Genomic DNA, 14,307 nt, shown 5'->3' with positions numbered 1-14,307 from the left:
TCATTTATCCTTATAGTCAAAAAAATCAATGTCTACATATCCTCCGGTATTTTTAGTTGCGTAATTGAACAATCCAAACCGATAACCCATAAAGTGGGGCAAGGTATAAGACATTTTCAAAGATGTTCCAATCGATATCCATTTTTCCCCGTCTAGACTAAAAAAGAAATTGGCAACGTCCCTCTTATCCCTGAAATCGCATGCAGCTTTCAGATATACGCGTTGTTGATCCAAGGGAATTTTTGCAAACTCCTTAAGACTACCGGTCGAAGCATTAACCATGACCAAATATTTTTGATTACCCACTGATTGGACGCCAACTATTCCATAATTTTTTTGTAAAAGAGATAAGCCGGCAAAATCGCCATCTTTCATTTTGGCCACTTCTATGGCAATGCTCGCACTACAAGCAGGACCTATTGTCCGCTGTGTTAATGTATTTCTTGCTTGTAAGAAGTTGGTATCAATGCGACCGGTTTTCAACCGGAGGTATCCCTCACGCTCGGTCACGGACCAAAGCGTATCCACCGGGTTATGATTCCACTGCCATACTAGAGGTAATTTTATTTCTCCTTTTTTGCGACTGAAATTGTCCGAATTAACGATGCCTGGAACCAAGCCTTTACTTGCAGGTAAATTTAGCTCTTGGGGTACCTTACCATCAATGCCCAATATTGGCCAATCATCTTTCCATTGAACGGGTACTAAAAACGGAATACGACCAACCGCACCATGATCTTGAAACAGATAAGCGTACCATTCGCCATGAGTGCTCTCAATCAAGCCCCCTTGTGCTACGCCTTTATCTTGCAACATCACCCGCCCTTCATAAGGTCCCATCAACTGATCAGCGCGATGAACAATGACCGTACGCATGCCTCCCGGAGGCCAGGATATATTAAAAAGATAGTATTTCCCGTTTACCTTAAATAGCTGAGAACCTTCTGCCGGCAATCCGCCCCGCGTTCCATTCGGTGTACTTGGCAACGTTGCATTGTCGATCAACACATGTTGGGTTTCAGGCTTTATGCCGGAAAAATCCGGCAATAACTCAACAATATGCAGTTGGCCACTGCCCCAAATCATATAAGCCTTATCATCTTCAAAAAAGAGGGTATGATCGTGCATCATCGGCTTGAACTCTTTTACCTCCCAAGGACCTTTTTCTATATCTTTAGTCATATAGATATAGGTTTTACCGGTAGTCTGCGCGAATGTACTTACATAATAAACCCCCTTGTGGTATCGAAGACTACTGGCCCAAGAACCTCTACCATAAGTATTTTTGCCATGATTCAGATTGAGTTCATCCATATCGGCCAAAGCCTTATGAGCATAGCCAATCAGCTCCCAATTGATGAGGTCTTTGGATTTCATCAAAGGTAGCCCGGGATTCATGTGCATGGTAGTACTACTCATATAATAAGTATCTTCAACACGAATCATTGACATATCCGGCACATCCGAAAAAATAACAGGATTTCGAGCTTTTGCATTTTGGGCTATGCTACTTAAAGGCATCAATATCATCAATACCGCCCCACTTAAAAGGAACAATCTTTTCATGGTCTATTTTAATTGACAGCCCACCATTAGCTGTCTCTCATTATTCTACTCCTAGTTATATCCCGGATTTTGATACGCAGCTTTTTCCGCTTCCGTCATTTGCATACCATCTAATTGACCTTGCGGTATAGGACGCAAATAATGGAAAGGTTGGATGCTCCGTGTCACGGTCATCGGCGTATGATCGCCAATACCATTGCCTCCTATACGATAGTTAGCCGACAATTCAGCCCATTTCTGAGTCCGCACCAAATCGTACCAACGGTAACCTTCTCCATAGTACTCCCGGGAACGTTCGGCCAAAATATAGTTAATATCAATCGTAGTAGGCGTAGCTGCAGTCATCTGCGCACTGTAATCGGCTATCTTTTCCATATTTCCCGCATTATCGAATGTCCATTTTCCTGCACGCGCCCGTATTACGTTAATCAGTTCTCTGGCCGATTTACCACCCTGTACGGCAGCCCCCTTAACAGCTGCCTCAGCAGCAATAAAGTAAAGTTCAGAAAATTTAGCGATATTAAAAGGCCGAGTACTTCCCGCATTAGGTTGACCTAAACCGTCGCCGTTATCTGTGCGGTAGGTTCCTAACTTCCAAAGGCCCGGATACCTTAGCCTACTGACCCCTTCGGGAGAAATAACGAAATCTGCCCGTCCCGGTAATGCACCGGCTCCTACATTACTTTTTGAGGCCCAGTTAGCATAATCAATTGGCGTTTCAGGTTCTTCCGTCAAAAAAGTCAATATCGGATCCCCCGGATTAACAGGCAAGTTATTCGCATTGTATAACACCGCTTGGGAAACACCGGCCTTTGGCCAGTTCCCACGATAAACGGTCACGAAAGTACCATCATACCGCGAATCATTGGTTTTATCCGCAAAGGTATTTTTTATGACGTCAATGGTTGGTGCCATCCGCGTCCATGGGCGGCCCAACGACTGCACGGCCTCGCGTTGCACGGAGCTCACGGCATTCGACCACGAAGCATCGCTACCACTTCTAAGGAGGGTATAATTCCAGGTAAACATCCAAACAGCGAAATTATCAGGTGCACCGCCGCTTCCATATTCTAAGCTTCCTCCATTGTAAAATGCACTCTTCTCCGTATGATCCGCATACAATAAAATTTCACTATTGCGATCGTTTGATCCGATATGTATGTCATAATAGCTTGGTTGTAAACTAAAGGGTCCCGGGTTGTCAATTGCTTCTACGGCTATATTATAAGCCTGCTGAAAATACCATTGAGCGTCGTGTCCATCGGGGTCTGTCCTACCAACTTCGGGATATGTAGGGATATTATTTGGGTTTTCGAGCCACCACGCATAGGTAAGGTAGGCTTTCGCTAAATAAAGTCGAGCAAGCGTTTTCGTTACACCACCCGTTACCCGTCCGGCATTCGGTAGATTTTCCACCGCTAAGAGTAAATCGGGAAAAATCGCTTTCGTATACACTTCCGGCACGGTATTACGAACCGAAAAACGAACGGGATTGGTATTAAATTTCAATTCACCGGCTCCTAAGTCTAACGGCACTCCCCCATAGGTTTGCACCAGCAAGAAATAATCAAATGCACGAAAGAACCGAGCCTCTGCCACAATTGATTCAGCCACCCCTACATTAGCTGCATTTTCAATAATTCCACTTGCCGTGTTTATATTTGGAAAGCTTACATTCCAAACAAAACTCGTAGGATGGCTTGTGGCACTAATCTGACCGACACCCGACAGGTCCATATCTCTAAAGTTCCCATCTGCACTCTGCGCATAGGTCGCTTCATCCGTACCGGTAATACAAGAGTTATAATAGTAGGCCTCGCCATATAAATAGCGTAAATGTGCATACATAGACGTTATGCCACCCAAAACACCTTTTTCGGTAGAAAAGTAATCGGGAGTAAAAATACTGCGCGGCTGCTCGTCTAAAATTTTTGAGCAACCAGTCATTAATAATACCGCCAAGGCAGTACCGAGAAAACTTTTTATATTTATAATCGCTTTCATTTTTTATTTCTTTAATGGTTAACCGTCAAGGCATTAAAAAACAAGATTGAGCCCTACCACATAATTGCGGGTTGCAGGTGCATTCGTTCCAATTGTCAAAATCCGGTTCGGATAAGACGATACAGCTGAATTTTCGTCACCGAATGAGTTCGTTTCCGGATCCATGCCTGATTCACGATGATAAGGTGAAAACATAACAAAGGGATTTTGAACGGTAAAGTATCCACGTAAGCGCATGTTCGGGCTTTTAATTAAACTTCGATTAAAGTCGTACCCCAAAGAAATAGTACGTAGCTTCAAAAATGAAGCGTCAAAATAACCCAATGTGCTACCATACTTCGGATTATCGCCGCTAAGCGGTCCAGCTGGATTAGGATATTTCGCATCCGTATTCTCCGGAGTCCAATAGTCGACTTTCACATTATTATTACGCGTAGTAAGTGTATTCAAATACCCTCCTGACCCATATAAAGTACTCACCAGTAGTCCGCCGCTTTTGAAAAAGCCCACCACACTTAAATCGAATCCTTTGTACGCCAATCGTGTATTAAAACCGCCTTCAAAATCCGGATCAACATTCATCACTTGTCGATCGTCCGCATTAATAGGCCTAACAGGCGTACCATCATCATTGTAGCCGCCGGTATACTTCACCTTAATCATCCCGACCTTACCACCCGGTTCCAAAATATCCAAGTGAGGATCGCCCTCTTGCCACAGACCTATTTTTTCATAATCATAGATTGCATTGATGTTATAGCCAACAAACCAGGAATTGCCCACATCCTGTGTGGCACCTGATGCAAGCGCGGTCAATTTATTTCGGTTCGCATAAAGGTTGACCCCAAGATCCCAAGTTAAACCATCTCGTCCGCCGGCTAAGATAGTCCCATTCAATGTCAACTCGATCCCTTTATTCTGTGTCTGTCCGATGTTAGCCGTATAACTCTGCACGCCGGATGTTGGCGGTAAACCGACACCAAGCAGTAAGTCTTTCGTATGCGTTGTATAATATTCAATTGTTCCTGATAAACGATTACTCAGCAGCGAAAAATCAAGTCCGTAGTTCCACGTTTCCGAAAATTCCCAGCCCAAGTTGCTATTCGGCAATTGAGTCACATAATATCCAACGGCATAATTTTCCTCACCGAAATTGTAAGGCCGCGTACTTAGACGCCCCAATGTAGCATAAGGAGCAATGGCTTGGTTGGATGTTTGTCCATAGCCCACCCGTAACTTCAACATATTTATCCAATCAATCCCTTTCATAAACGATTCATTGGCAACATTCCATCCAGCAGATACCGCCGGATATGTATGCCAGCGATGTTCGGGGGCTAACCTTGAAGAAGCATCCGAGCGCAGGGTAGCTGATAGCATATAGCGATTATCATAGTCATACATGACTCTTCCCATCCAGGACATCAAGCCCCATAAGGTATAATTCTGTTGATCCGGATTGATGGTAATTTCTCCGGTGGCGTGCCCCAAATTATAAAACTGGAAAGCTTCAGAAGGAATATCCCTCGCGGACATTGCCGAAGAATTATACTTTTGCCGTTCCGCAGAATAAAGTCCGGTGAAATTCAAATGATGTTTTTCTGCTATTGTTTTATCGTAAGTAATCAGGTTTTCCACGGTCCAATGATAAGTATGCGCGTTACTGATTCCCGCAGTAGATATTGTTTGCGGGTTTACGTTATTGACTCCTTCCCCCGTGTAATTACCATTATTACTTTGAATAAAATCCAGACCAAGGTTAACACGGTATTTCAATCCCTCCACCCAAGGGATATTCACCTCACCATACATCGAATTATAGGTTGCAAAGCCTCTGGTTTCGTTGATCCACATTCCGTCGTCATGTAGCCCCTCTACCACCTTTCTGGTCAACACATAATTATCGCCTAAAGAGGCGTTCACGGTTCTTTTTAGCGTGCCATCTTCATTATAAGGGTTGAGGATCGGCGAGGCAGCCAATACACCAAATAAGCCAAGTTGATTACCAGCGCTGATGTTATAATTGCTATTCGTTGTGAATCCCACGCGAAAATGTTTACCAATCCCTTGGTCAATTGAGCTACGTAACGAATATCTTTTATATTGTTGCGTAGGAATCAAGCCTTGGTTCTGATAAAATGCAGCCCCAACATTATAGCTCCCCTTTTCCGTACCACCGGAAATTCCGATATCGTGGCTATTTACTGCTCCGGTCCGGTAATTCAGATCCTGCCAATCGGTGTTCACGTTATCGGCCTCATCTACACCATTTGAAAAGATACCGGCAGCTTTACGTAAGGCTACAAATTCTTCCCCATTCATCATGGGGTATCTGGCAAATAAGGTTTGCGCGCCATAGTAAGCGTTATAGCTAAACTTTGCCTGCTCACCTTGCTGCCCTTTATTAGTGGTAACCAAAATCACCCCATTTGCACCTCGCGAACCATATATAGCCGTCGCAGAGGCATCTTTTAACACGTCTATACTTTTAATATCATTTGGATTAATATCTCCAAGTGAGCCCGGAAACGGGATACCATCCAAAACAACCAGTGGATTATTATCTGCTGTCAAAGAACGGGTACCGCGGATACGGATCTGCATTGTTGCCCCTGGCCGGGTGGATGTTTGTGCTAATTGGACGCCTGGCAAACGGCCTTGCAAGGCTTGTGAAATATTCGGCGTAGGTACCTGGTTTAGATCGCTTCCGCTAATTGATGCCACGGAACCTGTCACTGACTCTTTTCGTTGCGTACCATAGCCTACCACTACGACTTCAGAAAGCGCTTCGGCATTTGGAGCAAGGTCTACGTTTAGTGAGCTTTGTCCAGCTGCTTTTACTTCTTTCGACACATAACCGATATAAGAGAAAACCAAAACGGCATTTATATCGGGTACATTCAGGGAATAATACCCATCTTCGTTGGTTTTAGTTCCGATAGAAGTGCCTTTTACTTGAATACTAGCACCGGGAAAGCCTTTTCCGGATTCATCAACTACCCTTCCTTTTATCGCATGCTGCGCTTGTGCATTCATGATTGGTAGCATACAAAGGGCGACTATAAAAGCAAGACCGTAATGCTTCAGTCCGCGCCATTGCCCCATAACATAAGTTTGTAAAATTGGATGTTCCATAAAATAATTGTTAGCTTATAACATAGGTTAAATTGTGAACAGCGTTTTTAAAGCCCGACTAATAAAATTCAACGATCGGTAAAAATATTCTGCAAAAAAATCGACGACTTATTAGGCTGACTTATACTAAATTTGATGATCACAGCAAGACAAAAATATTTATACAGGCTCAGGAACAACCTATAAAAATGTTGACATTCCTAGCAAAAATGTTTAATCAGATGTCAAAAAACATCATTTTTCAACAAAAGCAGTCGATTCAGGCATTATTTAACGCCAACGTTAGCATTAATGCGTTTTCTTGACGGGAATAGGTCTGATCATTTGACGGACTCCTTTTCACACAGAACAAACGAGAGCGCTTTATAATACAGGCATCGATTTTGATTATCTTAAAACAAAAGATGCCCCTTACGGGGCACACTTTCACCAATAACCAATAATTTATATAGAACTTTTTACGATATATTAAGTGATCTTAAGTACATAAGCCGGTTCGTCCTTTTCGGCGATCTCAGGCAATGTCACTGCTAGCCCAGCTATAGTTTGTTCGAATTTTAGTTCATTGCTTCTACCTAGAAGGGTTACTTTCTTTACCTTATGGCTATCTGCCCTCAAATTGTTAATCAAAACGTTGCCGGTTTCAGACCATCCCATTAAAATGGCATATATTACCCCGTTCTTCGTTGTGAAGCGGATATCGGCGGCGGTTAACGGTTTGTTCTTATCCTCATTGAAACCAGGGCCGGACAGTGGAGCAACGCCTTCCATGGCCGGGCCTTCCCCGAAAACCTTCCAAGGCCTTGTCCCAATGATAGCCTCACTGTTAACGCCCATCCAGGAAGCAATTCCTTCCACTGTGTTCCGTGCCTCCGAATCGATGGAACCATCACCACGAAGCGGCACACTCAGCAAGAGATTACCGTTCTTACTAACGACATCTGCCAGCATATGGATTACCGTTTTGGCACTTTTATAGCTTTTATTATCATAGATTCGTCTATCATAATGCCAAGCACCTATACAGGTGCAGGTTTGCCAGGGCTCTTTTTCGATTTTGTCGCTTTGTCCTCGCTCAATATCCCATACCATACATTTCCGTTGCTGTTCATTCAAGATTTTACCATTGATAACCGCCTCCAGCTTTCCTTTATTTTTTTGCTGATTGACATTGTAGTAATGAGCTGCAATACGCAGTCCGGCATCATCAATTGGCCAGAGCGGAAGTACCGTATCATCAAAATAAACCAGATCAGGGTCATAATTATCGATTAGCTCAACCGTCCGATCATGAAAGTTTTCACAATAAGCTTTGGAAGGAACACTCACTCCCGAGCTCACGTCCCAGCTCCATTGGCGGTGGATCATGTTGTGGTCTTCGCTGTTTTCGCTCAAAGGGTGGTTCTGCGCATACAGCTCTTGCGGATCAAGACCATCCCACCATTTTCCGTTTCCGTCAGACTTCGTGAGTTTTCCATCATAAGGGATGTCTTTGAGCGGGCCATTTTTATCGGCTCTTTGGGAAGTTTCATACCAGGTCCAGGCATGCGCGGCATGCACACTTACGCCGAAGCGCAATCCACGTTTTTTGGCAGCCTTAGCCCAACCCGCAACCAAATCTTTTTTTGGACCAATTTTGGTAGAATTCCACGGCTGATGGCTGCTATCATAAAGGTCCATATTATCATGGTGATTAGCTAGCGCCACAAAATATTGTGCTCCGGCACGTTTATATAGGTCCAATAACATTTCAGGATCCCATTTATCCGCTTTCCATTCGTTTATTACATCTTTAAAGCCGAACTTAGAAGGATGACCGTACTTCTCCACATGGTATTTATATTGATCACTCCCTTCCTGATACATACCTCTTGCATACCAGTCGCCTCTTTCGGGTTGACATTGAGGGCCCCAATGTGCCCAAATACCGAATTTCGCGTCACGGAACCAATCGGGAACCTGATACTGTTCCAACGACTTCCATTCCGGTTTAAAATCGACTTTCGCAATCGGTGCATGGGGATGCAAGGTGTTAAAGGTCGACCTAGCAATTGATTTACTCAACCAAAGCGAGGGAATGGCCATTCCAAGGGCTTTTATTACGGTTCTTCTTTCCATTAATTTCTTGTCTTAAGTATTTTTATTGGTATGAAGGTGAATGTTAAAAATTTGTTTCGATGGTTTTACAATATGGTGTCACAATGCTTTTCAAAGTTAAGGATATCGAGGCTATCCACAATGTCTATTATCGACAAATTATTTCACTTTATCGATTTTTGCTTTACGTTAAGCTTTGCCCTAGTTCCCATATTTTATCCTTTATTCATATTGGAAGCTGTACTTTATCGACTTTTCTTATTATATTTAGAAAACATAAGGATCGTATGGATGAAAAGAAGATTAAACGAGAATTTATCTTATTGAATGTCGGGCGGGCCGTCCATCATGCGGATTGGAACTGGAAAAATATACATAGTCCTTTTACCCGTATTCATTTCATCGAAAGCGGGTCAGCCAAAATCGTACGTGAAGATCATTCATATACACTAAAAGAAGGACATTTGTACCTAACACCACCTCATACCAAACATAGTTATAGCTGCACCGGTAAGCTGTCACTTTATTACATTCACATCTATGAAACTTTAGGTAAACAGCTGAGTATTTTCGACATCCTCGATTTTCCTGTCGAAATCAAAGCTGATGAGTTAATTATTTTCCTTATCAAACGTTTAGCAGCTATCAATCCCAAGCTTGAACTACAAGCTTATGATCCGAAAGATTATGATAATTCGCCAACGTTGATAAAGAATATTAGCCAACAAACGCATACACCCCCTGCCTTAGAGATGGAAACCGAAGGCATCTTAAAACAAATCCTATCACGCTTTTTAACAGGGGCCGCCGATAGGAACTTAGATCTGGACGAACGCATTTTGAAAGCTATTCACTACATTCATAGTAACATGGATAAACCAATAAAAATCGAGGAGCTTGCACAGGCCTCCTGTTTAACGACAGATCACTTTATTCGCCTTTTCAGAAAACAAATGCATTGTACTCCTAGAAAATATATTAATCAAAAAAAAATAGAACAAGCACAACTGATGCTGCTGGTGAAGCACATTAGCATTAAAGAACTTGCTTATCAACTGGGCTTTGAAAACATATCCTATTTTAACCGCCTCTTCAAAAAAATAGCGGGTGAAAACCCGGGAAAAATGCAACATAATAGATCCCCCTTACGGTTAAAATAAGCGTTAAATGGTGTGCTATTGAAAAGATAATTGTAGGCTATAATCTAGTAATCTAACGGTACGGAGCGGTATCAAAACCTCTATTTTGTATTTCCGTTATGGTCAATCGCCATGCAACTTCGAGACATTCTTTTTATACTCATTGGGTGTAACACCAAATTCATCCTTAAAATATTTTCTAAAATATTTGGCTTCATTAAATCCTACCAAAAGGGAAATTTCGCTTACATATAGCTGGCTTTTTGCGAGTAAATCTGCGGCTCGTTTTAAGCGAATAAATCGAATAAATTCGGATGGGGTCTTATCGGTCAATGCCACTATCTTTTTATAGAAATTAACCCTACTCATTCCCATTTCTTTGCATAAATCCTCCACTAAAAAGTTGGGATTTCCTATATTCTCTTCCGCTATAGATACAGCCTTCTTTACGAATTTCTCATCCATTGAGACAATTTCGATTTTGCCAGGGGATATATCAACCTTTGCTTTGAACCTGCTTTGCAATAGTTTTTGCTTCTCAATAATCTTTACGATCTTCAGTTTAAGAATCTCAATGTTGAATGGTTTAGAAATATAGTCGTCTGCTCCCGCTTCAATGCCGGAATATCTGTTTTCGTCGGATGATTTTGCGGTAAGCAATATAACGGGGATGTGTGAAGTACGCATATCCTCTTTTATTTTTTTGCAAAACTCATATCCGTCCATTTTCGGCATCATTAGGTCACATAGAATCATTTCAGGCCATTGATCAAGCACTATACCATAGCCTTCTTCCCCATCGTTAGCTGTAACAATACGATAATCGTTACAAAACAGACCGGTTAAGAAGCTACAGAAATCCTGATTATCGTCAATAATCAAAAGTAATGGCAAGCCGTTATTTTGTGGCAATTTATTCAAATCAGCCATAGCATCCAAGGATGTTTCATTTTTTACGCTTCCGGGATAGATGACATCTTGGTTTTTCAAGATGTCCAATGTGGTATTTGTCATAGGAATTAATACCGTAAATACGGACCCTTTTCCTACAACGCTTTCAACATATATTTCACCGTCATGAAGCTTTACGAATTCGCTAACGAGATGCAATCCTACTCCCGTACCCGGAATACCATGTACCTCAGCACTCTCGATACGAAAAAAACGCTCAAAAATTTTACCGAGATATTCCGGTTTGATGCCCGTCCCAGTATCTGACACCTGAAAGCAGAGCTGCTTTTCTATCGCTTTATTACTAACTTTTTCGGAAAGAAAAATGCTGACATCGATATGTCCTTCACGTGTATATTTAAACGCATTGGAAATTAGGTTTACAATGATCATATACATTTTTTCCCTATCAAACTGCATCGACAAATCTTTCTGAAAAGTTGTAAAGGTGAGTTTAATAGATTTTTCGGCAGCCAGTGGAGAAAAAGACGCGCAAATATCTTTAGCAAATTCTATAATATTTCCTTTAGATAAATTCAAGGCCAATTGATTTTGATCAAGCTTTCTAAAATCAAGTATTTCATTTACCATATCTAAAAGCCTTCGCGCATTCTTATACATCATGTTTAATGTCGACTTTTCATCTGGACTTATAGGAGACGTTAGGAGCTTTTCCAACGGGCTGATTATTAATGAAAGCGGTGTTTTAAACTCATGGCTAATGTTTGTAAAAAATTTAAGTTTCAGTTGATCGACCTCATGTAATTTTTCTGCTTCCAACAGCCTTTGTGCGTGCTCGAATTTTTCTTTTTGCTTGTTCAGCTTATGTTTTATGAATAATGTAATTAAAAGGCCGGCGGTAGCGACATAAATAGTCCACGCCCACCAGGAAAACCAAAAGGGCGGTCTAACAATGATCTTTAGGATTATTGGTTTTTCTGACCAAATATTGTCTTCGTTACCTGCGTATACTTTAAGCTTATAGGTACCTGCATTGAGATTGGAGTATGACGCTACGCCAACACCATTCGTTATCTCTCTCCATTGCTTTTCTAAGCCCTCCAACATGTATTTATATTTATTTTTTTCAGGATGGATAAAGCTGAGGCCGGAGAACTGAACAGTGAAATTGGTTTCATCATGTTTAAGAATGATCTCATCTAGATCGACTATTGATTTATTAATAATGATGCGCCCGTTATAATTCACATGGGGCTTGATCACTTGACCGGCTATTAAAAGATCCGTGAATCTAGGTGTAGGAACAAAATTGTTTACCGGGATATCTTGTGGGTTAAATGCTATATAGCCCTGGGTAGTACCCATGTAAATTATGCCCTTCTTATCTTTAAAGACAGCACTGGGATTAAAACTAGAGCTTGGCAACCCATCATTGATGTCAAAAGAAATAATAGCTGGTTTAAGCTCCGGCATTTTACGGTTGAAATAGATACGATTCAGTCCATTACTTGTTCCGGCCCAAATATTTCCATCACCATCTTCCACCAAGGATCGCACATCGTTGCTTGACAAACCATTGTTAGTGGTTATGCGATGAAACGTCTTTACCTTGGGATCATAAATGTTAATTCCATTTTTAGTTGCCGTCCATATCAACCCCTCGGAATCAGTCATTAATTGAGGTACAGGCGTTCTCGAAACCGAGTCTTGAAGCTTAGAATCGGCAAAAAAAGGAACAATTTCATTTTTCTTGTAAATCCGATAGATGCCTATGTCTGAACAGAAGTAAATCTTTTTAGAAGCGTCGGTAAAAGTTGACAGGATGAAATCTGAACGTAGTGGGCTATTCTCCCTATTATAATGTGTGAACACCTTTCGCTCAGGATTCAAACGATTGATTCCCCCGCCAAGTGTAGCTATCCATAAATTATGATCATGGTCTTCCGCTATACCATACACACTTTGGTTGGATAAAGAATTGGGATTGTTTTTATCAAATCGGTATTGTTTAAAACCTCGATTCTTATATGCGTTTAAGCCGCCTAAAAATGTACCAATCCAAATTGTTCTTTGACTGTCCTCGAAAATCGAGGTGATAATGTCAGACGATATACTTTGTTCATCGTTCGAGTTGGCACGAAAACGTTGCATACTTCCGGATTGTTCGTTATATTTTATCAAGCCTTTACCATTGGTACCAACCCATAAATTGTCTTGCTGATCTTTATAAAGGCTGCTACAATCAAAAACTTCCGCATTTCGAATAAATAGGTAATATAAAGGCGATTTCCAAAATTTAAACATGCTGGGATGATAGTAAGACACACCATTTTTGTAGGTGCCTGCCCATACGATACCGTCATTATCACAATAAAGACTGATAATCGAATTTTGACTCAGCGAATATTTATTATAAACATTATTTTCAAGGATACGGATTGTCTTACGTTTTTTATCATAAATATTTATCCCCCCATGATCAGTGCCTATCCAAATCATACCCTTCGAGTCTTGTATAATACATCTTGTGAAGCTATGAGAGAGTGCAGGGTTGGTGTCCACGCCTAATAATGTCCAATTATTTTGTTTCAAATTGAAGAATAGGGCTCCTTTATCATTAATTCCAGGGTATACCCAAATGTCTTTATCTGCGTCTATGAAAATATTTTTGGGTATGATAGAACTTTTTAACTTTTCTTTTATATAGGTATTTCGGATCTCAACTGCCGCCGTCTTTGTGTTGACCCGCTCTAAGACACCATCCCTGTGCAATACCCACATAAAATAATCTTGAATTTTCATATCAGTAATGGGAGATGGAACAAGATCTTTTGCATAGGGTGATTGTTTAAAAAGCGATATCTTCTTTGCTCCTACGTCATATTTGTAAATTCCTTTTCCGAAGTAGGCTACATAAAAATTTTTGTCTTTATCCACTTGTACGGAAATAGGATATGGAGGTAATCCCATCTTGTTTAAAACAGAATCGATATTGCTCGTAAATGATTCCGTACGCCAATTATAGAATAGGAAAGTGTTTCCCTGTAGCCATAAATTGCCATTGGCGTCTTCGACAATCTTTCTCAGATTCTCATATAGATAGCTATTAGTGCCGTTTACATCACTATTAAACGTCTTAAATGCGATACCGTCAAAGCGATTTAAACCGGTACTTGTGCCGAACCAAACGAAGCCTCTACTATCTTTAAATATACTAAGCACTTCGTTACCAGACAGCCCATTTCTGTTATCAAAGTGAGCGAACTCATAAGGTTGAGCATAGGTGAGTACAAATCCAAATAAAAATATTATTAAAAAAAATGTCGGTTTCCTCATCGGTTAGCTGATTCGGTAAATAGCGTACGCAAAATAAACAAATAGTATCAAGTAAATCGGCAGCTAATCATTTTATCCTGTAATTAGAAACATATGATCCCCTTGCAGAGAAATACTG

Annotated in this window: 6 protein-coding genes; 1 reads left to right on the top strand and 5 read right to left on the bottom strand. The window is 41.1% G+C overall.

Features of this window, described 5'->3' with window-relative positions:
* The 4 genes from FKG96_RS10665 to FKG96_RS10650 all read right to left on the bottom strand — a co-directional run bounded on the left by FKG96_RS10665 (position 1) and on the right by FKG96_RS10650 (position 8,823).
* The gene (locus FKG96_RS10665; RefSeq protein ID WP_149105518.1) at positions 1-1,566 is read right to left on the bottom strand and encodes a glycoside hydrolase 43 family protein; all 1,566 of its coding nucleotides are present in this window, start codon (positions 1,564-1,566) and stop codon (positions 1-3) included.
* Positions 1,567-1,617: 51 nt separating this feature from the next.
* The gene (locus tag FKG96_RS10660; RefSeq protein ID WP_013665920.1) at positions 1,618-3,570 is read right to left on the bottom strand and encodes a RagB/SusD family nutrient uptake outer membrane protein; all 1,953 of its coding nucleotides are present in this window, start codon (positions 3,568-3,570) and stop codon (positions 1,618-1,620) included.
* Between the two features lie 33 nt (positions 3,571-3,603).
* Entirely contained in the window at positions 3,604-6,705 is a 3,102-nt protein-coding gene (locus FKG96_RS10655) for a TonB-dependent receptor (RefSeq protein WP_130857165.1), read from the bottom strand.
* Positions 6,706-7,173: 468 nt separating this feature from the next.
* Positions 7,174-8,823, bottom strand: a complete 1,650-nt coding sequence (locus FKG96_RS10650) for an alpha-L-fucosidase (RefSeq protein ID WP_168204555.1) — start codon at positions 8,821-8,823, stop codon at positions 7,174-7,176.
* A 266-nt stretch (positions 8,824-9,089) separates the two neighbouring features.
* Here FKG96_RS10650 and FKG96_RS10645 point away from each other — a divergent pair, with 266 nt between their 5' ends.
* Entirely contained in the window at positions 9,090-9,962 is an 873-nt protein-coding gene (locus FKG96_RS10645; RefSeq protein ID WP_168204554.1) for an AraC family transcriptional regulator, read from the top strand.
* 102 nt (positions 9,963-10,064) lie between these two features.
* Here FKG96_RS10645 and FKG96_RS10640 read toward each other — a convergent pair whose 3' ends face one another.
* On the bottom strand, positions 10,065-14,189 hold the full coding sequence (locus FKG96_RS10640) for a two-component regulator propeller domain-containing protein (protein ID WP_149105516.1): 4,125 nt from the start codon (positions 14,187-14,189) through the stop codon (positions 10,065-10,067).
* Positions 14,190-14,307: the final 118 nt, after the last annotated feature.

It is taken from the genome of Olivibacter sp. LS-1, from assembly GCF_008245145.1.
Taxonomy (GTDB): domain Bacteria; phylum Bacteroidota; class Bacteroidia; order Sphingobacteriales; family Sphingobacteriaceae; genus Olivibacter; species Olivibacter oleidegradans.
Note: the sequence above shows the minus strand (reverse complement) of the source record. Positions and strands in the feature narration are given on the sequence as shown.

What these genes read in the sequence shown, in the direction of transcription:
- FKG96_RS10650 (WP_168204555.1), bottom strand. Translation starts at nt 8,823, where the DNA reads ATGGAAAGAAGAACCGTAATAAAAGCCCTTGGAATGGCCATTCCCTCG.
- FKG96_RS10645 (WP_168204554.1), top strand. Translation starts at nt 9,090, where the DNA reads ATGGATGAAAAGAAGATTAAACGAGAATTTATCTTATTGAATGTCGGG.
- FKG96_RS10665 (WP_149105518.1), bottom strand. Translation starts at nt 1,566, where the DNA reads ATGAAAAGATTGTTCCTTTTAAGTGGGGCGGTATTGATGATATTGATG.
- FKG96_RS10655 (WP_130857165.1), bottom strand. Translation starts at nt 6,705, where the DNA reads ATGGAACATCCAATTTTACAAACTTATGTTATGGGGCAATGGCGCGGA.
- FKG96_RS10660 (WP_013665920.1), bottom strand. Translation starts at nt 3,570, where the DNA reads ATGAAAGCGATTATAAATATAAAAAGTTTTCTCGGTACTGCCTTGGCG.
- FKG96_RS10640 (WP_149105516.1), bottom strand. Translation starts at nt 14,189, where the DNA reads ATGAGGAAACCGACATTTTTTTTAATAATATTTTTATTTGGATTTGTA.